Raw genomic sequence first — 20,445 nt, forward strand, 5'->3', positions numbered from 1 at the left:
CGCTACGAGGGCTGGGACTCCATCGCAGGCTGCCTTGAAACCGCACGCAACAAGCCAGCCGACATGATCAAATCCGTCATCAAACTCACCTAACTACAGAGAGGGCCGTCATGGCTGCCGTGAATTACCGGTCGTTGGCCGAAGACATTTTGCACGAGGTCGGAGGCGAGGACAACATCACCACCGCAACCCACTGCGCCACCCGCTTGCGTCTGAAGCTGCGGGATGAGTCCAAGGCCAATAAGGCCGCTATCGAGAAGCTGCCAGGGGTAATTACCGTGATGCAGGCCGGCGGCCAATACCAGGTCGTCATCGGTGACAACGTCCCCTCCGTCTACGCGGAACTGGGCAAGATCAGCAAAGTGACAGATGAAAACGCACCCGGCGAAAATGTTGAGGCAGCGACAGGGAACATCTTCAACCGCTTTATCGACCTGGTGTCCTCGATTTTCCAGCCGATCATCTGGCCGCTGGCAGCTTCGGGTCTGCTCAAAGCATTCCTTAGCATGGCCACGCAGTTTAACTGGCTGAACGCGGAGTCCGAGACCTACACGATTCTCGCCGCCGCGGGAGACGCCCTGTTTTACTTCCTGCCTTTGTTCCTGGCGGTCACCGCGGCGAGACGGTTCAAGACCAACCAATTCACCTCTATGGCCATCGCCGGTGCCCTGGTCTACCCCTCCATCGTGGAACTGGCCTCCGCAGGAGCCCTGGTATCGTTCGCGGGCTTGCCAGTGGTGATGATGAGCTATGCGAGCTCGGTGATTCCGATCGTTGTAGCGGTGTGGCTGCAGGGATATTTGGAGCGTTTTCTCAACAGGATGCTCCCCGCTGCAGTGCGCAACTTCAGTGTGCCTCTGCTGACCATCCTTATCATGGTCCCGCTCATCCTCATGACGGTGGGCCCTGTCACCACTTATGCCGCCCAGGGCATCTCTGCAGCCATCGGCGCCGCCTTCGGCTTCGCCCCGTGGCTCGCTGGTGCAATTATGGGCGGGTTCTGGCAGGTGTTTGCCCTGTTCGGTCTGCACTGGGGCTTCCTGCCACTGATAGTGAATGAGCACGCCACCCAAGGTTTTTCCCTGATCCAGGGGCCGCTGCTTCCCGCCGTGCTCGCTCAGGCCGCCGCCACTTTGGCCGTGGTTTTCCGTACCCGCAACGCCGCACGCCGTGAGGTCGCCGGCCCGGCCGCCCTGTCCGGGTTCCTGGCCGGCATAACTGAGCCGGCAATCTACGGGGTGAACCTGCCATTGAAAAAGCCCTTCTACTTCGGCATAGCAGGCGGCACCGTAGGCGGTGCCGTCGTTGCCGCCGGCGGTAGCGCTCCCTCCTCCTTCGTTTTCCCTTCCATGCTGGCCCTGCCGGCCTTCTCATCGGTGGGCAGCTTCCCCCTGTTGCTGATTGGTACGGGAGCCGCTATCGTCATCGCCTTCACCCTCACCTTCCTCTTTGGATTCAAAGAGACCGAGCCTGCCTCGACAACCGCCCCAACAGATGACGCCCAGGTGCCCGATGGCACCTTCCCGGTCAGCGAGGTCGTCGACACTGTTGAGGTTCTCGCCCCGGTCAACGGCCGGGCCGTGGCACTAGCGAGCGTGCCGGACAAGGTCTTCGCTTCCGGTGCAATCGGTCAGGGACTAGGAATTGTTCCCGCGGAAGGCCACGTTTACGCTCCAATCTCCGGAACCATCAAGGCGGCGATGAAGTCCGGGCATGCCTACGGCATCAAGTCCCCCGAGGGGGTCGAAGTGCTCGTCCACATCGGCATCAACACCGTCCAGCTCGAGGGCCGCGGTTTCAGCCCCGCGGTTACACACGGCGACCACGTACGAGCTGGGGACTTGCTCGCCGTCGTCGACCTGGACGTCGTAGCCGCAGCCGGCTACAACTCCACCACCCTGGTGGTCGTCACCAACGCTGCTCAGCTCAAGGGCGTAACCCCGGTCGACCAGGGGACACTGACCCAGGGTCAGCCGGCTATTACCGTGCAGGTCTAAGAGCAATTCCCCAGATTGAGCACAAACGAACGACGGAGCACCATTTGACTACCACTTTCCCCGCGACCTTCCCCCAGGGTTTCCTGTGGGGCGGCGCCATCGCCGCCAACCAGATCGAAGGAGCCTTTGACAAGGACGGCAAGGGCCTGTCCATTCAAGACGTTATGCCCGACGGCCTGCAGACGTCTCCCACTGAAAGCCCCACCGAGGACAACCTCAAACAGGTCGGCATCGATTTTTACCACCGGTACGCCGAGGACATCGCCTTGTTCGCGGAAATGGGCTTCAAAGTCTTCCGCTTCTCCATCGCCTGGAGCCGGATATTCCCCCAGGGCGACGAGGAAATTCCCAACGAGGACGGACTGGCCTTCTACGACCGCGTCCTTGATGAGCTGGAGCGCCACGGTATCGAGCCGCTTGTAACGATCAGCCACTACGAGACGCCGCTGCATTTGGCCCGGGCCTACAACGGCTGGACGTCAAGGAAACTCATCGGCTATTACGAACGCTATTGTCGCACCCTGTTCGAGCGCTACGGCGCAAGAGTAAGGTACTGGCTGACGTTTAACGAGATCAATTCGGTGCTGCACTTCCCGTTCATGTCAGGGGGCATCCCCACCCCAAAGGATGAACTGAGCCAACAGGATCTTTACCAAGCCATCCACCACGAACTGGTGGCCTCCGCCCGGGCCACACGCCTGGCCCACGAGGTCATGCCCCACGCGCAGGTCGGATGCATGATCATTGCAATGCCGGTGTACCCGCTCACTCCGGACCCCTCCGACGTCGTGGCCGCGATGCACAGCGCCCACGCCAGCTACGCCTTCGGGGACATCCACTGCCGCGGCAAGTACCCCGGCTACCTGCTGCGGCACTTCCGGGAAAACGGCATCACACTGGACATCACTGCCCAGGACCGTGAAGACCTGGAGAACACTGTGGACTTTGTCTCCTTCAGCTACTACATGAGCACCTGCGAGACCGCGGACCCGTCCAAGAAGCTCAAAGGGAAAGGAAACCTGCTGGGCGGCGTCCCCAACCCCACGCTGGAAGCCTCGGAGTGGGGCTGGCAGATCGATCCGCAGGGACTGCGCGTAGTGCTCAACGACTATTGGGAGCGGTGGCAGAAACCGCTGTTCATCGTAGAGAACGGGATCGGGGCGATGGACAGGCTGGTCGAGGCCAACGGCACCAAGACAGTGCTGGATGACTACCGGATTGACTACATCAACGACCACCTGGTCCAGGCCCGCGAGGCGGTTGCCGACGGTGTGAATGTGCTGGGCTATACGACTTGGGGATGCATCGACTTGGTCAGCGCCTCAACGGCGCAAATGAGTAAGCGCTACGGATTTATCTACGTAGACCGAAATGACGACGGCACTGGAACGCTGGAGCGCTACCCGAAGAAGTCGTTCGATTGGTACCGCACCGTCATAGCCACAAACGGAGCGATGCTGCAATAGCGCCTAACCGATCATCGGCTCCCACTTGCCGATACTTCGTAACCTCATCCAACACCTATCAACACTGTAAGGACACCAAAAAGCTATGATCGAACGCATCGCCACCATCGCCTCCCCTGTCGGACTGCACGCCAGGCCGGCAGCCACATTTGCCGAGGCCGCTGCCAAGTACGACACCCTGGAAATTACCATCGCTGCCGAGGGCGAACCAGAAGAAGATGCCCGCGACGCCAGCTCTATCCTCTCCCTGATGAGCTTGGGCGCCAGCCACGGCGACAAGGTCGTACTCCGCTCAGAAGGCCAAGGTGCAGAGGTAGCGCTAAACCAACTGGCCCAGCTGCTCGAAACCGACCACGGCGCCCACTGACCCTCCACCAACCGGGCCCGCTCCTGCGGGCGGGCCCGGGCTAGGCACTTTCCACGCCGACGAAAGCGTTGTCCCCAAGAACCTACGCCCGTCGAATGAAGACATTAGGCCGGGTATTGGTGTTTGAAGGCACAGGAGTGGAAGTAGCTGCGATAACTCCCCTTCGTGGCGAGTCGGCGGTTTTTGGCGTGATGCGATAATGATGGCGGCAGTTCACAGACCCTCAGTCGGCACTGTTTATCGGAGCGATGGGTATGATGCTTTCGTCTGCTCGCGGTACCGCGCGAGCACATTGGAAGGTGTCTGGACAGTCCCGCACGTCGATAGCATCACCTGCTTGGCGTCCAGCGGCCACTCGATGAATTGGCGGCGAAGAACGGCTGCGGCTTGCCGCGCGGCACCATCGGCGACGTATTCGCTCAGCGCGGGTACGATCACGGATAAACCGAGGACATCGGCAGTAATCTGCTGGACGGCCGGCGATTTAGCACCTCCGCCGACGAGGATGATCTTTCGGGCTGTCACTCCCTGTGCTTCCAAAGCCGCGAGGCCGTCAGCCAAAGAGCAAATAATCGCCTCGATTGACGCCCGTGCAAGATTGGCGGGGGTGTAATTGCCTAATGTCATTCCGTGAAGGGACGCTGTGGCGTCCGGCAGGTTCGGTGTTCGCTCCCCCTCAAAGTAGGGAATCAGGGTAAGGCCGTGGGAGCCGGCAGGTGCTGACAGGGCCAGCTCACCAAGGCCGGGCAAGTCGGTGCCTAGGAGCTGGGCTGTGACGTCGAAAACCGTCGTGGCATTCAGCGTGCAAACCAGGGGAAGGTACTTTCCTGTAGCATCGGCAAAGCCCGCAACGAGGCCAGAAGCATCTGCCGCCTGTACCTCTGAGACGGCGAACACTGTCCCTGAAGTTCCCAGAGAGATTACGACATCACCAACGGCTGCGTTGACCCCCAACGCGGCTGCTGCGTTATCGCCCGCCCCTGGGCCGATTAGGGTACCGGCAGGTGTTTCACCCATGAACTCCAGTGGTGCTAGGACAGTCGGCAACGATGGAACATGGCCGAGTGTGCGCTCAAGAACATCCGCCAGATAAGCCCCACGGGATGCAGAAAAATAACCCGTACCGGAAGCGTCCGAGCGGTCGGTGTAAAGCTTTTCCAGCGAGCGTGGGCCTGATCCGGGGCCGTAACCTGCCAGTCGCCACGACAACCAGTCGTGGGGCAGACAGACGGCAGCGACGCGCCGCGCGTTCTCGGGTTCATGCCGGGCGAGCCAACGCAGCTTTGTCGCTGTAAGCGACGCGACCGGGACGGTTCCCGTTGTTCGTGCCCAGTGGTGTGCCCCAGCTTCGAAATCGCCGTCCCCGGCCTCAAGGATGAGCTCGCGGGCATCGTTGGCGGTGCGGGTGTCATCCCACAGCAGGGCGGGGCGGACAACATCGCCGGAAGAGTCCAGACAAACCATGCCGTGCTGCTGCCCGGCGATGGAGACGGCTGCGACATCGTCCAGTCCCCCGGCGGCCGCAGTCGCTTCCTGGAAGGCACTCCACCAGTGCTCTGGATGGATTTCGGAGCCTGAGGGGTGGGACGCCTTCCCGTGCCTGACCAGCCTGCCCGTTATCGCGTCTTTGACCAGCACCTTACAGGACTGGGTGGAGCTGTCGATTCCCGCAACTAGCGGCATAGTGCACTTCTTTCCGCGTCTGCTGACTCGATTGAAGCCGTAACTCAATCAGCCGGAGGTTCAATTCTTCTTCTCCGGCCACGGGCCGAGCTTTTCCTTGTTGCTGGCCGCTTCGCCAACACGCGTGGAATCGGCGAGGTCGCCCACCTTGTGCACCTTCAGGGAGTTGGTGGAACCGGCCTTTCCGGGAGGGGAACCGGCGGCAATGACCACCAGGTCGCCGTCGTCCACGAGGCCCATCTCCAGGAGGCTGCGGTCGACCTGTGCTGTCATCTCGTCAGTGTGGTCCACCATCTGGACCAGCACCGGCTGGATGCCCCAGGTCAGCGCCAGCTGGTTCCAGACCTGCTCCACCGGAGTGAACGCGAAGACCGGCTTGATGGGGCGCAGGCGCGAGAGGCGGCGCGCGGAGTCGCCGGACTGGGTGAAAGCACAGATGTACTTGGCGTCCAGCTGGTCGGCGATTTCGACGGCGGCACGGGTGATGGCGCCGCCGCGGGTCTTGGGCTTGGTGCCCAGCGGGGGAACACGCTCGAGGCCGTGGACCTCAGTGGACTCGATGATCCGGGCCATGACCTTGACCGTCTCGATCGGGTACTTGCCCACGCTGGTCTCGCCGGAGAGCATAACAGCATCCGCGCCGTCCAGCACGGCGTTCGCGCAGTCTGAGGCTTCGGCCCGGGTGGGGCGCGGGTTGTCGATCATGGATTCCAGGACCTGGGTTGCCACGATGACCGGCTTGGCCCAGCGGCGGGCCAGCTCGATGGCACGCTTCTGGACGATCGGCACTTCCTCCAGCGGAAGCTCCACGCCAAGGTCGCCACGGGCCACCATGATGGCGTCGAAGGCGTCGATGATCTCGGAGAGCTGCTCAACAGCCTGCGGCTTTTCGATCTTGGCGATGACCGGCACGCGGCGGCCTTCTTCGTCCATGATCTCGTGCACGCGGGCGATGTCGGTAGCGTCACGCACGAACGAGAGGGCCACCAGGTCAACACCGCGGCGCATGGCCCAGCGGAGGTCGTCCTCGTCCTTTTCACTCAGCGCGGGAACGTTGACAGCAACACCGGGAAGGTTGATGCCCTTGTTGTTGGACACCATGCCGCCAGCTGTAACCTCAGCAACGACCTTGACGTCGTCCACAGCCGTGGCACGCAGCGCCACCTTACCGTCGTCGATCAGCAGGGCATCACCCACGTTGACATCCTCGGTGAGGCTCTTCAGCGTGGTGGAACAGATGTCCTTGGTGCCCGGAACGTCCTCCGTGGTAATGCTGAACGTGTCACCAACAGCCAAGGCGTGCGGGCCGTCAACGAACCTGCCCAGGCGGATCTTGGGCCCCTGCAGGTCAGCCATGATGGCCACCGGCTTGGCCAGCTCTTCTGCTGCCTTCCGGACGTTCTCATAGGTGTTGTCATGCACCGTGTAGTCACCGTGGCTCATGTTCATGCGGGCGACGTCAACACCGGCCTCCAGCACCGCGAGGGTGTTTTCGTAGCTGGCAATTGCCGGGCCAAACGTAGCCACAATTTTAGCGCTTCTCATACCTAGCCTTATCTGTTAGTTGAGCTCATCGGGTCTGTTCCATATCAGGCGGACAACTGAAGCTGCCCTGTGTGGTGCAAATCAATCGGCTCTAAGGAGGTGTTGTTGAACCCGGAGGCGTCCCTCAATGAGGTTGATATTCATGAGGGCAATAGTCGAGCGTGAGAACGCGAACAAGCTGAACGCCGTGGAGGCCAAGGCACTTACGAGAAAGAAGACTTGGACCTCGGAGTAGGTGAAGATGCCGTAAACCTCGATGACCAAAACTGCCCCCGTTGCCGTAGGCAAGCTGCGGAGGGTCAGTGTCAGCACCTTACGTATCCGGACCAGCTCGTCGTTCCAGTCGCTGAAAAGACTCGCAATCGGGAGCACCCCGGAGTGAACGGCGTATCTGAAAACGTCAACATGTGCATCCGGCAAAGAGTTGATCTGTTCCGATTCCGGTGCTGGCCGAATGATCAAAAGGAACCCCCCGGCGAGTATCGCGAAGGTACCGGGCAGGTGGTCTAGGTACGCTGTGCCCGGATGGATTTCCAACTGCAACACCAAGCAGCAGGGAAGACCAAAGATGACTCCGGCAGCCAAAGCCCACGGCAGCATGCCCGTAACCGTTGCGCGCATAGGGACTCCCTACCTCTTCAGCGGCCCCTGCCGCAGGACGGCAAGAATCGATCGCACATAAGCGGATGTCGCTCCATTCCCGGCTGCAGGACCTCTATCAGGGGCCTGACACCAACGATGTCAATGCAGCCCTGGCGCCGACGGCGTGGAGGTCATCCAAGGCCGTCCTGAATGCGCGCACGAAGCGTTCGTCGTCGACGAGGTCACCAAAAAGGTCCCGGTCAGAGATGAAGGCAAGCGGTTCTTCACGCTGCCGCGCTGCGGCGGTCATCAATTTGTCCCTGAGACGGTCAACGACGTCAACCGCGTTTCCCTGCTCGTCGACACCTTCGGCGTAGCGTGCCCAGCTGGCGACAATCGCGGCCGAGCGGTGGATCTGTCCGCCGCGTTCGAGGTTGATGCGGATGACCGGCGTCAGCCACTTTGGGATGCGGTCCGAGCTTTCGGCACAGAGCCGGGCAAGAGTGTCACGGACGTGTTCGTTGGAAAACCGCTCGATCAGGGTGTGCTTGTAAGTGGTCAGGTCTATGCCCGGGGCCGGTTCTAGGGTTGGGGTGGCTTCTTTGTCCATGTAGTCGAGCAGGAACTGCGCGAAGAGCGGGTCTTGGGCGACTTCGTGGGCGTAGCGGTAGCCGGCCAGGTAGCCGAAGTAGCACATGCCCTGGTGACTGGCGTTGAGCAGACGGAGCTTCATCAGCTCGTACGGTTCAACGTCCTCGACGAGCTGGACCCCGGCATCCTCGAAGGGAGGGCGCCCGAGGCTGAAGTTGTCCTCCAGGACCCACTGTTCGAACGGCTCACATACCACCGGCCAGGCATCCTCCACCTCGAACTCCTCGGCGATCGTTGCGCGGTCGGCGTCGGTGGTCACAGGCGTGATCCGGTCCACCATGGAGTTGGGAAAAGGGACGTTTTCGGTGACCCACGAGCCGAGGCTTGGGTCTTTGAGGGTGGCGAATGCAGTGAACATCTTCCGGGCCACGTCACCGTTGCCCTGGATGTTGTCGCACGACATCACAGTGAAGGGAGCCAGTCCGCGCGCACGACGACGGGACAGGGCTTCGGTGATCAGGCCAAAGGATGTTCGGGGTGCGGCCCCCGGTTCGAGGTCGTGAACCACATCAGGATTGTCGGCGTCGAACTCCCCGGTGACGTGGTGGAAGTTGTAGCCGCCCTCAGTGACGGTCAGTGAAACGATCCGGACGGCGTCGGAGGCCATCTTCTCAATGACGGCCTCAGGGTCATCGGGGGCGAACAGGTACTCGATGATCGAGCCGATGACCCGCCCTTCCCGGGTTCCGTCCGGGTTCTTCACCACCAAGGTGAAGAGGCAGTCCTGGCTGTCCATGACCTGCTTCATCCGGGCGTCGCCAGGCAGGACCCCTACGCCGCAGATAGCCCAGTCGTAGGCCTGCCCGGTGTTCATCAGCCGGTCCAGGTACATGGCTTGGTGCGCGCGATGAAAGCCGCCGACGCCAAAGTGGACGATTCCCGCGGTCAGGGACTTCCGGTCATAGGACGGGACCGCCAGGGAATCTGGCAGTTCGGCGAGGACACGGGGCTCGAGGGCAGGCATGGGTCAACTTTCCTATGCGGTGAGGGTGCCGGATAACGAACCCAGCTCGGATGAGATGGGTGGGTTTGCGCCGGGCCGGGAGCAGGTGATGGCGGCGGCCTGGTTGGCGTATGTGGCAAGGGCGTGCAGTTCTTCCTGGCCCAGGTCCTGCAGGCGCGGCCGGGCGGCAGCGCCAAGCAGGTTCAGCTGCGCGAGTCCGGAAATGAGCGCTGCCATGAAGGAGTCACCTGCCCCCACCGTGTCCGCTACGGTGACTTGCTCCCCCGGGATGTCCACACGCCCTTGCCGGGTCAGGATCACCGGCCCGTCCGCACCGCGGGTCAGCGCCACCAGGGCAGGTCCGAGCTCTAGCCAGGCTGCCATCGACTCCTCCACCGTCCTGTCCGGATAGAGCCAACGCAAGTCCTCGTCACTGGCCTTGACGATATCGCTGGCGGCCACAAAGTCCTCTGCCTGGCGCCTGTCCCCGGCGGCGTCGCGGCTGATGCCTGGCCGGCAGTTGGGGTCAAAGCTAATCGTGGAGTGCGTGCGGGCAGCCTCCACCAAGCCGCGCACCGCTACGTTGCCCGGCGCCAGAACGGTCGCAATGGACCCGGTGTGGACGTGACGCGAACTCTCCACCGCCGCCAGGGCAGGAATGGACGCCCCGTTGATGTCCCAGTTGATGGAAAATTCGTAGTGGGCCGCCCCCTCGGGATCCAACAACGCCAGTGCGGTTGAGGTGGGGAGGGAACCGCCCACCAGGGCCCCAACGCCGTTGCTGCGCAGATGGTCAGAGATTAGCTGCCCATAAGGGTCGTCAGCGAAATGCGTGACGAGCGTGGTTCCGAGGTCCAGGCGCGCACATCCGACGGCGACGTTAAGGGGACTGCCGCCCGGATGTGCCTGACGCTTGGTTTCCTGGCGAGGGTCTTCAATGATGTCAACGAGTGACTCGCCAATGACGGTGACCAGTGCGCCCGCTGTGGGGTCCGCCACGGAACCGTATTGTAGTGCTGGCATGGCTGCTTCCTTGCAGGTGATTGCTAAACGCGGGTAATGGCAGAGACTAGCGGCCCGGGTACACCACAGCTTTTAGCTGGCCCGGCTGCTTGCCCGCCTTGAGCGCATCCTCGGATTCGGTGAGGGCGAACTTGCCGGTGACCAGGATGTCCAGGTCCACTTTGCCGTCAGCGATGAGCTGAATGGCCAGCGGCCAGGTGTTGGTGTAGCGGAACACTCCGGAAAGCCAGATCTCGCGGTTTTGGATGTAGGAAACCGGCAGCTCGACATCATCCGCGCCGAGCCCGACCAGGATCACCCTGCCGGCCGGGGCAACGGCCTTGATCCCTGACCGGACCGCCTGTGGTGCGCCGGACGCGTCGATGAACGCGTCGACGTCGAGCCCTTCGACACTGTCGGTCCTGGCGTTGAGCGCGTGCGTAGCGCCGTGTTCGAGGGCGAACGCGAGGCGGTCCTCAGCGATGTCGCTGATGTAGATTTCGGTGGCGCCGAAGGCGCGGGCTGCCTGGGCGGCGATGATGCCGATGGGTCCGGCCCCGGCGATCAGCACCCGGCTCCCGGGGCGGATCTCGGCACGTTCGCAGGCCCAAAGACCCACGGAGAGCGGCTCAATGAGGGCGGCTGCCTCGTCGCTGACGCTGTCCGGGATGTCGTAGGCGAAATCGGACTGGATGGTGACGTATTCGGCGAAGGCACCGTCGATCGGCGGGGTGGCGTAAAACTCGATGTCCGGGCAGAGGTTGTACCGTCCGGCCTTGCACTGCTTGCACTTGCGGCAGGGGCGCTGTGGTTCGACGGCGACGCGCTGGCCAACACGGGACGGGTCAATGGCGCTGCCGACAGCGGCGATCCTGCCCGAGAGTTCGTGGCCCAGGATCAACGGGTGGTCCACCACGTAGGGGCCGATCCTGCCGTGCTCGTAGTAGTGAACGTCGCTGCCGCAGACACCGACGGCTGCGACCTGCACGAGGACCTGGTCGGCGTCGAGCTGCGGGAGGGGCAGGGTTTCCATGGCCATGTCGCCCTGGCTTTTCAGGATGCTGGCGCGCATGGTGGCGGGCAGTTCGGAACCGGTAGCAGCTGACTGGGTGGTTGTTGTTGTCATCGAAAGAATCCTCGAAAAAGTTTTGATGGGGAACCGGCGGGCTATTTCACGGCGCCGAGCGAGAGGCCCTGGACGAGTTTGTCTTGGGCGGCGAACCCTGCGAACAGCACCGGCAGCGAGATCACGACGGCGGCTGCGCACACCTTCGCCAGGAACAGGCCCTGGCTGGAGACGAAGCCAGTCAAAAAGACTGGGGCGGTGCCGGCCATGACGCCGGTCAGGACCCGGGCCAGAAGTAGTTCGTTCCAGCTGAAGATGAAGCATATGAGGGCGGTGGCGGCGATACCGGGCATCGCGACGGGAGCAACCACAGCGCGGAGGGTCAACAGGAGACCGGCTCCGTCGATTTGGGAGGCTTCGAGCATCTCCACCGGCACTTCGGCGAGGAATGAGCGCATCATCCAGACCGCGATGGGCAGGTTCATCGAGGTGTACATCAGGATCAGGAACCAAATGTTGTCCAGGCCGCCGATGGTCTTGGCGAACAGGAACAGCGGCAGGACGGCGGCTACGATGGGCAGCATTTTCGTGGACAGGAAGAAGAACATGACATCTGTCCACTTTTTGATCGGCCGGATCGACAGCGCGTAAGCGGCCGGGATGGCCAGGACCAGCACCAAGACCGTGGACAGGACCGAAGCGGTGGCCGAGTTAATCAACGGCGGCCAGGGGCTCACCCCGGAGCTGGCGCCGAAGAACTGTGCGTAGGCGTCCAGCGTCAGGGGCGCGAAGACCGAGGGCGGGTTGGTCGCGGCGTCTGTTTCGGCGTGGAAGGACGTCAGGACCATCCACAGGACCGGGGCAACAAACAGCAGGGCCAACAGCCACGCGGCGATACCGGCGGCGGTGTTGTTCCGGGTCGGGTCCATCCGTGACTTGCCCCGGCCGGACATCTTAAAGCCGAACCACTCGAGGCCACGGCGTCGGGATCCGGTGTTCAAAGCGGTAGGGCCGGGAGGTGTGTTGCGGGGTGCGGCAGGAGTCGTTGTGCTCATCGTGCTGCCTCCTTCTTGAAGAGCGAGAAAACGGTGCGCAGCGCGAAGGTCGCCACGATGATAGTGCCGATGACGACCACGACGCCGGTAGCTGAGGCCAGGCCGTATTCGTTGGCGAAGTAGAAGGTCTGGTAGATCGAGTAGGGCAGGTTCGCGGTGCCCAGGCCACCGGAGGTGAGGGTGAACACGGCGTCAAAGTTCTGCACGATGTAGATGGCTCCGAGCAGGCCGCCGAGTTCCAGGTACTGGCGAAGGTGCGGCAGGGTCAGGTGGGTGAATATCTCCCACGGGCTGGCGCCGTCCATCTGCGCCGCTTCCACGGTATCCATGGGCCGGGACTGCAGGCCGGCAAGAAGGATGAGCATCATAAACGGAGTCCACTGCCAGACGAGGGACAGGATGACGGCCATCAGTGGGGCTTGGGAGAGGAGGTCCGGCTGGGGCGGAGTGTCACTGCCGAAGAGGGACCAGATCCAGGTCAGGGTTCCGTTGATCAGCCCGTATGTCGGGTTCAGCAGGGCGTGCTTCCACACCAGTGCCGCCGCCACCGGCACGACCAGGAATGGTGCGATCAACAGGGTCCGGGCCAGGCCGCGGCCAATGAACTTCTTATCCAGCAGCAGTGCCAGGACCAATCCGATGACCAGGCTGGCCAGGACTACAGAGACGGTCAGGACGATGGTGGTGAAGATCGCCTGGCGCAGGTCGGCGTTGGTGAGGACCTCCACGTAGTTACTGAAGCCGGCGAAACCCGTCTGGTCCGGGCGCAGGCTGTTCCAGTTCATGAAGGAAATGATCAGGGTCGCAGCGAAAGGAAGCTGGGTGACGATGATGAGGAAGATCAGGGCCGGCAGCAGCGGCGCGCGCCGTGCCCACGCCGTGGAGCGTTCACGGGCCCTGGCGTCTTTGGAAGGTTTAGGGGCGCTGTGTCCTTTATGGGCGGCGCGCGCTGTTGCGGTGCTCATGATGTTCTCCTGCGGTTCTGTGGCCCGCCGTCAGGCGGGCCACAGAACCAGTGGTGGGTGGTTACTTCTTGTACTTGTCGCCGATTTTTTGCGCCGCTTCCTGGCCCTTGGCCAGCGCGTCCTCTACAGAGCCCTGCCCGGCGATGGCGGAGCTTACGCCCTGGGAAACAGTGGTTCCAAGGTCGGCGAACTCAGGGATACCGACAAACTGGATCCCCACAACAGGACGTTCCTGAACGCCGGGGTTCTTCGGGTCCGCGTTCTCAATGGCAGAGCGCTCAGCTTCAAAGAACGGTGCGGCCTTCTGGAACTCGGCGTTCTCGTAGGTGGAGATGCGCTTGCCGGACGGAACCTTGGCCCAACCCAGCTTCGAGGCCACCAGTTCCTCATACTTCTTCGAGCTGGCCCAGGCAATGAACTTGCCCGCAGCATCCTGCTTCTTAGACGCCGCTTGCACGCCCCAGGACCAGGTCCAGAGCCAACCGGAGGAATCCGTTTCTTTCACGGGAGCCTGGGCATAGCCAATCTTTCCCTTCACCGGTGAACCTTCGGCTTCCAGTGCACCGGCTGCGGAGGTGGCGTCGTACCACATGGCCACCTTGCTCTGGCTCATGTTGTTCAAGCACTCGGTGAACCCGGCCTGGGCGGCGCCGGCCTCACCGTGCTTCTTCACCAGGTCTACATAGAACTTCGTTGCCTCGACGAATTCCGGGGAGTTGACCTGGGCGTTCCAGTCCTTGTCGAACCAGGTGCCGCCGAAGGTGTTGACCACGGTGGTCAGCGGGGCGAAGACCTGGCCCCAACCGGGCTGTCCGCGAAGGCAGATGCCCTTCATGCCCGGCTCTGCGCCGTCAGCCTGGGCTGCGATTTCAGCCACCTGGTCCCAGGTGGGCTTCTCCGGCATCGTCAAGCCCTTGGCCTCCAGGATGTCCTTGCGGTACATCAGGAAGGAAGACTCGCCGTAGAACGGTTCGCCGTAGAGCTTTCCATCCTCGCCGGTGAGGGAGGCGGTGTAGGCGGGCAGGATGTCGTTCTGATTGAACTCGGGGTCGTTCGCCACGCTGTCCAGCGGCGCCAGCCATTTATTGGCGGAGTAGAACGGGATCTCATAGTTAGACAGGGAAGCTACGTCGTACTGGCCCGCCTGGCTGGAAAACTCTTGGCTGATCTTCGCGCGAACGTCGTTCTCCGGCAGGATCGTGTAATTGACCGCGATGCCGGTTTCCTTGGTGAAGTTATCGGCGGTGAGCTTCTGCAGGTCCTCCATCTGGGGGTTGTTCACCATCAGGACATTGATGCTGTTCTGGTCACCGGCAGTGCCGCCGCCGCCGCCGGCGCCGGAACAAGCCGACGCGGACAGGGCGATGCACAGGGCACCGGCGGCCAGCGAGGCAGCGCGCATTTTTGAGCGCATTAAGGACTCCTTTGTTCTTCATGGGGTGCACAGTTACCCTCGCCGGCTGCTTTGCCAGGAAAGGAAACTGAAGCGGGCACAGACTCTGAGAGCTGGGGCCCCGCTGATGTCTTTCAAGATTAGGCCGGTGGCGTAGGGCACACTAGCGCCGTAGTTTCCGACTTCTGATACAAATCTGACACCCCAATGGACTGGTGGCAGCCATTAGTCTGAGTAAGGGCGTAACAACGTTGCCCATATTTCCCAAGACCTGACTGACCGGAGAAGACGATGGCTGCCACCGATGGAGCTACGGCCCGCTTGGCCGAGAGGCTTTTGGGCCTTCGGGCCAACAGGGAGGTTATACCGCCCGACCCCAACCACTCCGTCCGGTGGCATCAGCACAGCTATCCCAGCCCTGTAGCGCGATGGAATTACCACCCGGAGTACGAGATTCACCTCATCCGCAAGGGCACGGGGAAGTTCATCGTGGGAGACCACATCGGTACCTTCGAGGCGGGCCACGTCTCCCTGGTCGGGTCGGGTCTGCCGCACGACTGGGTTAGTGACCTGGAGCCCGGCGAAGTACTGGAGAACCGGGACGCCGTCATCCAGTTCGAGGCAAGTTGGGTGGATCAGGCGGCTTCCCTGGTTCCCGAGATGGCGGAGGTGAAGCCGCTGTTGGAGCAGTCCGCGCGGGGCATCGAATTTTTAGGGCGTTCGGCCCAGGAAGCGGCAACAGCTATCGAGGCCATGGGTATCTCCACCGGTCTGGAACGTCTGCAGCACCTCTTCGCCCTGTTCCGGGTCCTGACTCGGGCCCCCGAGGAAGATCGCCGCTACCTGGCCGAGGAATGGTTCAGACCCCAGCTCGATGGGCGGGCTGCCGCGGTGGTGGACCTCGTCTTGGAGTACGTGTTCAGCAACCACGCAGGCAGCGTCAAGCTATCCGAGGCCGCGGAGATGGTCGGAATGCAAGAAGCCACTTTTTCGAAGTACTTTCGACGCGCCACCGGCCAGAACTTTAGTGACCTGGTGCGCAAGCTGCGTTTGGCCCACGCCCGGCGCCTGCTGGAGACCAGCGATAAGCCCATCTCGGACATCTGCTACGAAGTCGGCTTCACCAACCTGTCCAACTTCAACCGGCACTTCCTGAACGATATGGGAGAAACCCCGCGGCATTACCGCCAACGCATCAAAAGCTAAAGATCCATGTCTGTCGGGCAGGAGAGGCGCTCATTGAGGGCCGAGCGAGTTGTGAGCGCTTGCCGGACGCGAGTGCTCACTGAACTAGTCCGTATTGGAAGTTTCCGCCCGGTGCCGGATCCATACTCTCGGGGGAGTTCATCATGGGATGCGAGAGGTGTGGTTGATGCCGGGCAGTTTCGTCATTTTCTGTTGGAACGTAAGTACTCGTAGCCATCCACGACGCCGACCCGCACGATGTAGTCAGGCACTCCCCGCGCACTCGCCGCACACCGGTCATTTTCGATGCAATCGGCGCAATGCCTATGGACAGCCTTGATCGAAGTTGCTGGGAGGACTGTATCGTCGTCGTCCTCGCCGGCTGGGGACGGCGTTGCTGAGGTTTCTACCCAACAGCACTGCACGTAGGTGAAATACGTGCTAACGGGCGGGGCGTGGCACTCCTCAATTCATCCTGCGACGGAGGATTTAGGAAATCAGAGCTAGTGAACACAAGAACACGCGGGGAGTTGCCCGCAGGGACAAAGGCAACCCTCGGTCCTCGTGATTCTAAGGTAGCGGTGGGTCATGAGACGGTTAATTCGTGAGGATTGATGAGCGGATAGAACAGCACTATGCCGAGTTGAGCCCGCAGGAACAGAAAGCGGCGGATACCCTGTTGGACAGGCTGGGCGACATTGCCGTATATAACGCTGTGGAACTCGCCCACCTCAGCGGCGTGTCCAAGGCCACTATGAGCCGGCTGTTCCGGCGGCTGGGCTTTTCCGATTTTAACGAGGTTAAGGAGCACGCGCGCTTAGTCCGTTCAAGCGGCATGCCCTTGGGGCCCCAACTTTCCGACTCTGGCCTGGCTGCCCACCTCGTCCAGGAACAGGACAACCTCCGCCGGCTCGGTGCATCCCTCGATGAGGAACGGCTGGCTGCCACCACGACCGCGCTTGCCGTTGCCCCGACAGTCCTCCTGCTCGGCTTCCGCAATAGCTTTCCACTGGCCCTCCACCTTCGGCAGCAACTGCTCCAATGCCGTCCTTCGGTTAATGTGGCACCCCAGCCCGGCCAAAGCCTTGGTGAGGAGCTGGCCGGACTGGGCAAGGATGACGTGGTGGTCCTCTTCGGTTTCCGACGCCGTCCGGCGGGCTTCCGGGGAATCCTCCAAGCGGCGTCAGCTACCGGTGCAAGCACTGTCCTCATTGGCGACTCGAGCGCCCGGCGTCTCGCTTCGGATGCAAGCATTTGGATTGAATGCCCCATCGACGGCGCGTATGCATTCGACAGCTATGGCGCTGCCATGAGCCTAATCGGCGTTCTCGCCAACGGCGTCCTCAACTCGCTGGGAAGGGCAGGCCGCGATCGGGTGAGGGACGTCTCCGGCATGTTCGATTCTCTAGGCGAAATCGAAGGATGAGCTAAAAGCGAAATCCAGCGAGTAAGAAGTAAAGAGAACGTGTTGCAGCCGAAACAGCTTTGAAACATCAGTTCCATCTAATTGATCTTATGAAACAGCCGGACCGGCGGCTGTCCCTGATCATCCTTAGGAACTCATGTCAGAACCAGCAACGGCCGCACCACAGCTGCAAACTCCTGTTTCAGCCGACGATCCCACCTATGATCCCCGACTTAGCAATGAAGACCTCGCTCCGCTGAAAAACCAGCGCTGGACCAGTTACAACCTGTTCGCGTTCTGGATGTCGGATGTACACAGCATCGGCGGCTATGTCACGGCCGGCAGCCTCTTCGCCCTTGGTCTTGCCAGCTGGCAGGTTCTCGTGGCGCTCCTGGTCGGGATCATCATCGTCAACATTTTCTGTAATCTTGTAGCCAAGCCAAGCCAGCTCACAGGCGTCCCGTACCCAGTCATCAACCGGGCCGTTTTTGGGGTGAAGGGTGCGAACATCCCTGCAATCATCCGTGGCCTGATCGCCGTCGCCTGGTACGGCGTCCAGACCTTCCTGGCCTCCGAGGCCCTGGTAATCGTCTTCCTTAAATTCTTCCCCGCTATGGCGCCCCTGTACGACGTCGAACAGAACGGTTTCCTAGGACTTTCCGCCCTGGGATGGATTTGCTACGGCATCCTCTGGGTGGCACAGGCTGCGCTCTTCTGGAACGGCATGGAAAGCATCCGCAAGTTCATCGACTTCGCCGGTCCCGCCGTCTACGTCGTGATGCTGATCCTGGCCATCTACCTTGTTTCCGAAGCCGGCATCGGCAACATCAGCCTCAACCTTTCCAGTGGTGAGCCACTGGACTTCGCAGCCTCTATCCCGGTGATGATATCGGCCATCGCCCTGGTGGTGTCCTACTTCTCCGGCCCGATGCTGAATTTCGGAGATTTTGCCCGTTACGGCAAGAGCTACAAAGCGGTCAAAAAGGGCAATTTCCTGGGCCTTCCCGTGAACTTCCTTTTCTTTTCCCTGCTGACCGTCATCACGGCATCAGCCACCATCCCCGTGTTCGGACGCCTCATCACCGATCCGGTTAAGACTGTCCAGGAAATCGACACAGTGTTTGCCGTGCTGCTTGGTGGCCTCACGTTCGTCATCGCTACCGTAGGCATCAATATTGTCGCCAACTTCATTTCCCCGGCTTTCGATTTCTCCAACGTCAGCCCACAGAAAATCAGCTGGCGGGCCGGCGGCATGATCGCCGCCGTCGGGTCCGTGATCCTCACGCCCTGGAACTGGTACTCCAACAACGACGCCATCCACTACACGCTGGGGGTCCTGGGTGCACTGATCGGCCCACTGTTCGGCATCCTCATCGCCGGGTACTACCTCGTCAGCAAGCAAAAGGTGTGGGTCGATGATATGTACACCATGAAGCCGACAGGCAGGTACTGGTTCCGCAACGGCTACAACCCGAACGCAGTGAAAGCCGTGGCGATCAGCGGGGCAATATCCATTGCCTCGGTCCTGATTCCTAAGATCCTGCTGGACACTGGCACCACCACGGTAAATGCGACATGGATCGGCAACTACAGCTGGTTCCTGGGCTGCGCTCTGGGTTACGTCATCTTCTGGGCATTGGAACGCCAAGCACCGATGATCAAGGTTGACCTGTCCGGTGACGCTGCCGCTAACGGCACTCTCAGTGACGGCCGCGCTGTTTCCGCAGCCCTCTAACCAACTGGCAGCAGTGGGACTAAGCATAGATAAACGCCTCCTGAAGTCTCTTCGGGAGGCGTTTATCGTCAGCCTGCCATGTTGAATTTGACTCCTCTACGAACCCTCTTTATGGCGGACCGCGCACGGCAGCTCGAAAACCACCGCGGGCGAGACCATCGCCCGTCACCAGCACCCGTCAAGCCGTACCCCTAAAACCGCTCGGGGGCAGTACGCGCCACCCGCTCATACTGCCCTCGAACAATGACCAAGGAACCGCAATGCGCATTCTCGTCGCGAACGTCAACACCACCGAGTCCATGACCAACTCAGTTGCTGCGCAGGCACGCAGCATTGCGGCCCCCGGAACGGAAATTGTGGGGATAACGCCGCGATTTGGTGCCGACTCCTGTGAAGGCAACTTCGAGAGCTACCTTGCCGCCATCGCCGTGATGGACGCGGTGACGCACTACCGTGAGCCGTTCGATGCCGTCGTCCAGGCCGGTTATGGCGAGCACGGACGCGAGGGGCTGCAGGAACTGCTGGACGTTCCGGTGGTGGACATCACCGAGGCGGCGGCCAGCACCGCGATGTTCCTGGGCCACAAGTACTCGGTGGTCACCACCCTGGACCGGACCGTCCCGCTCATCGAGGACCGGCTCAAGCTGGCGGGCCTGGACGCTCGCTGCGCCTCGGTTCGGGCCAGCGGCATGGCCGTCCTGGAACTCGAGGAGGAACCGGAACGCGCAGTGGAGGCCATCATCAACCAAGCCATGCTTGCCGTAACCCAGGATAAGGCCGAGGTGATTGTGCTCGGGTGCGGCGGAATGGCCGGTCTGGATGAACAGATTCGGCAGCGCGCGGGTGTGCCGGTGGTGGATGGAGTGGCATCAGCTGTGGCGATCGCCGAATCTCTGGTCCGCATGCGGCTGTCCACATCCAAAGTCCGGACCTACGCAGCGCCCCGGCCCAAGACCCTCGTAGGCTGGCCGCTGAACAGCACAGAGGTGCCGGCATCCCTCCAGGTTCACCCTAGCCGGGGAAAAACAGCAGCACCCCTTGTGCGACCTCGAGGGAATCAAGGGAAGTATCCGGCCCAATAGGGACACCCGCTCTCGTCGGTAACGTACTAACAAGGAAGCAACGGACTGAGATTCAGGAGTACGAATCGTCCAACGGGCGCCAACGATAATTGTCTGCCCTCGGCCAATCAATCGCTTGAGGTCCCCGCAGCACTCAGCTGTCCCACACCTTGGTTATGTGGGGAAGCGACGGGGGCCTAAGCCCTGATGACCGGTGCTTGGCGTTGAAATTCGTGCTGCGAGTTTTGGTCAGGGAAGAACGCCCCGATTGACCCCAGCCATGGACGGATCAAAGTCGCCCAGTGCCGGCCCTGTGATCAGCAAAACACATGTTTTGTCCGTCC

Annotated in this window: 16 protein-coding genes; 7 read left to right on the forward strand and 9 right to left on the reverse strand. The window is 61.6% G+C overall.

The window, feature by feature from the left end; genetic code table 11:
- The first annotated feature begins 110 nt into the window (after positions 1-110).
- From ACFVYC_RS08745 to ACFVYC_RS08755, 3 genes are all read left to right on the forward strand, one after another.
- On the forward strand, positions 111-1,997 hold the full coding sequence (locus ACFVYC_RS08745; protein WP_387549030.1) for a beta-glucoside-specific PTS transporter subunit IIABC: 1,887 nt from the start codon (positions 111-113) through the stop codon (positions 1,995-1,997).
- 44 nt (positions 1,998-2,041) lie between these two features.
- Complete coding sequence (locus ACFVYC_RS08750) at positions 2,042-3,463, forward strand: glycoside hydrolase family 1 protein (RefSeq protein ID WP_387549032.1); 1,422 nt, start codon at positions 2,042-2,044, stop codon at positions 3,461-3,463.
- An 85-nt stretch (positions 3,464-3,548) separates the two neighbouring features.
- Positions 3,549-3,830: an HPr family phosphocarrier protein gene (locus ACFVYC_RS08755; protein WP_387549034.1), complete on the forward strand. Its 282-nt coding sequence runs from the start codon at positions 3,549-3,551 to the stop codon at positions 3,828-3,830.
- A 237-nt stretch (positions 3,831-4,067) separates the two neighbouring features.
- Here the strand turns inward: ACFVYC_RS08755 and xylB are convergent, their stop codons facing one another.
- From xylB to ACFVYC_RS08800, 9 genes are all read right to left on the reverse strand, one after another.
- Positions 4,068-5,513 (reverse strand): xylulokinase, encoded by a 1,446-nt coding sequence (gene xylB, locus ACFVYC_RS08760; RefSeq protein ID WP_387549036.1) that lies wholly within the window; start codon positions 5,511-5,513, stop codon positions 4,068-4,070.
- 60 nt (positions 5,514-5,573) lie between these two features.
- A complete protein-coding gene (gene pyk / locus ACFVYC_RS08765; protein WP_387549038.1) occupies positions 5,574-7,058 on the reverse strand; it encodes a pyruvate kinase in 1,485 nt (494 codons plus the stop codon).
- Positions 7,059-7,139: 81 nt separating this feature from the next.
- Complete coding sequence (locus ACFVYC_RS08770; RefSeq protein WP_387549040.1) at positions 7,140-7,679, reverse strand: hypothetical protein; 540 nt, start codon at positions 7,677-7,679, stop codon at positions 7,140-7,142.
- 97 nt (positions 7,680-7,776) lie between these two features.
- Positions 7,777-9,255 carry a mannitol dehydrogenase family protein gene (locus ACFVYC_RS08775; protein ID WP_387549042.1) on the reverse strand — a complete coding sequence of 493 codons (1,479 nt, stop codon included), beginning with the start codon at positions 9,253-9,255 and terminating at the stop codon, positions 7,777-7,779.
- A gap of 12 nt (positions 9,256-9,267) precedes the next feature.
- Positions 9,268-10,257, reverse strand: a complete 990-nt coding sequence (locus ACFVYC_RS08780; RefSeq protein ID WP_387549044.1) for a carbohydrate kinase — start codon at positions 10,255-10,257, stop codon at positions 9,268-9,270.
- A gap of 46 nt (positions 10,258-10,303) precedes the next feature.
- The gene (locus ACFVYC_RS08785) at positions 10,304-11,362 is read right to left on the reverse strand and encodes an NAD(P)-dependent alcohol dehydrogenase (protein ID WP_387549046.1); all 1,059 of its coding nucleotides are present in this window, start codon (positions 11,360-11,362) and stop codon (positions 10,304-10,306) included.
- 41 nt (positions 11,363-11,403) lie between these two features.
- A complete protein-coding gene (locus ACFVYC_RS08790; RefSeq protein WP_387549048.1) occupies positions 11,404-12,357 on the reverse strand; it encodes a carbohydrate ABC transporter permease in 954 nt (317 codons plus the stop codon).
- Positions 12,354-13,322: a carbohydrate ABC transporter permease gene (locus ACFVYC_RS08795; protein ID WP_387549050.1), complete on the reverse strand. Its 969-nt coding sequence runs from the start codon at positions 13,320-13,322 to the stop codon at positions 12,354-12,356. The genes ACFVYC_RS08790 and ACFVYC_RS08795 overlap by 4 nt, the downstream gene beginning before the upstream one ends.
- A gap of 61 nt (positions 13,323-13,383) precedes the next feature.
- Positions 13,384-14,736 (reverse strand): ABC transporter substrate-binding protein, encoded by a 1,353-nt coding sequence (locus tag ACFVYC_RS08800; RefSeq protein ID WP_387549052.1) that lies wholly within the window; start codon positions 14,734-14,736, stop codon positions 13,384-13,386.
- Positions 14,737-15,006: 270 nt separating this feature from the next.
- Here ACFVYC_RS08800 and ACFVYC_RS08805 point away from each other — a divergent pair, with 270 nt between their 5' ends.
- From ACFVYC_RS08805 to ACFVYC_RS08820, 4 genes are all read left to right on the forward strand, one after another.
- A complete protein-coding gene (locus ACFVYC_RS08805; protein WP_387549053.1) occupies positions 15,007-15,921 on the forward strand; it encodes an AraC family transcriptional regulator in 915 nt (304 codons plus the stop codon).
- A 583-nt stretch (positions 15,922-16,504) separates the two neighbouring features.
- Entirely contained in the window at positions 16,505-17,326 is an 822-nt protein-coding gene (locus ACFVYC_RS08810; protein WP_387549055.1) for a MurR/RpiR family transcriptional regulator, read from the forward strand.
- Positions 17,327-17,462: 136 nt separating this feature from the next.
- Positions 17,463-19,040, forward strand: a complete 1,578-nt coding sequence (locus ACFVYC_RS08815; protein ID WP_387549056.1) for an NCS1 family nucleobase:cation symporter-1 — start codon at positions 17,463-17,465, stop codon at positions 19,038-19,040.
- A gap of 260 nt (positions 19,041-19,300) precedes the next feature.
- Entirely contained in the window at positions 19,301-20,122 is an 822-nt protein-coding gene (locus tag ACFVYC_RS08820) for an aspartate/glutamate racemase family protein (protein ID WP_387549058.1), read from the forward strand.
- Positions 20,123-20,445 lie beyond the last annotated feature (323 nt).

The sequence above is a fragment of the Pseudarthrobacter sp. NPDC058329 genome (genome assembly GCF_042879835.1).
Lineage (GTDB): Bacteria > Actinomycetota > Actinomycetes > Actinomycetales > Micrococcaceae > Arthrobacter.

What these genes read in the sequence shown, in the direction of transcription:
- ACFVYC_RS08745 (WP_387549030.1), top strand. Translation starts at nt 111, where the DNA reads ATGGCTGCCGTGAATTACCGGTCGTTGGCCGAAGACATTTTGCACGAG.
- ACFVYC_RS08755 (WP_387549034.1), top strand. Translation starts at nt 3,549, where the DNA reads ATGATCGAACGCATCGCCACCATCGCCTCCCCTGTCGGACTGCACGCC.
- xylB (WP_387549036.1), bottom strand. Translation starts at nt 5,513, where the DNA reads ATGCCGCTAGTTGCGGGAATCGACAGCTCCACCCAGTCCTGTAAGGTG.
- pyk (WP_387549038.1), bottom strand. Translation starts at nt 7,058, where the DNA reads ATGAGAAGCGCTAAAATTGTGGCTACGTTTGGCCCGGCAATTGCCAGC.
- ACFVYC_RS08770 (WP_387549040.1), bottom strand. Translation starts at nt 7,679, where the DNA reads ATGCGCGCAACGGTTACGGGCATGCTGCCGTGGGCTTTGGCTGCCGGA.
- ACFVYC_RS08775 (WP_387549042.1), bottom strand. Translation starts at nt 9,255, where the DNA reads ATGCCTGCCCTCGAGCCCCGTGTCCTCGCCGAACTGCCAGATTCCCTG.
- ACFVYC_RS08780 (WP_387549044.1), bottom strand. Translation starts at nt 10,257, where the DNA reads ATGCCAGCACTACAATACGGTTCCGTGGCGGACCCCACAGCGGGCGCA.
- ACFVYC_RS08785 (WP_387549046.1), bottom strand. Translation starts at nt 11,362, where the DNA reads ATGACAACAACAACCACCCAGTCAGCTGCTACCGGTTCCGAACTGCCC.
- ACFVYC_RS08790 (WP_387549048.1), bottom strand. Translation starts at nt 12,357, where the DNA reads ATGAGCACAACGACTCCTGCCGCACCCCGCAACACACCTCCCGGCCCT.
- ACFVYC_RS08795 (WP_387549050.1), bottom strand. Translation starts at nt 13,322, where the DNA reads ATGAGCACCGCAACAGCGCGCGCCGCCCATAAAGGACACAGCGCCCCT.
- ACFVYC_RS08800 (WP_387549052.1), bottom strand. Translation starts at nt 14,736, where the DNA reads ATGCGCTCAAAAATGCGCGCTGCCTCGCTGGCCGCCGGTGCCCTGTGC.
- ACFVYC_RS08805 (WP_387549053.1), top strand. Translation starts at nt 15,007, where the DNA reads ATGGCTGCCACCGATGGAGCTACGGCCCGCTTGGCCGAGAGGCTTTTG.
- ACFVYC_RS08815 (WP_387549056.1), top strand. Translation starts at nt 17,463, where the DNA reads ATGTCAGAACCAGCAACGGCCGCACCACAGCTGCAAACTCCTGTTTCA.
- ACFVYC_RS08820 (WP_387549058.1), top strand. Translation starts at nt 19,301, where the DNA reads ATGCGCATTCTCGTCGCGAACGTCAACACCACCGAGTCCATGACCAAC.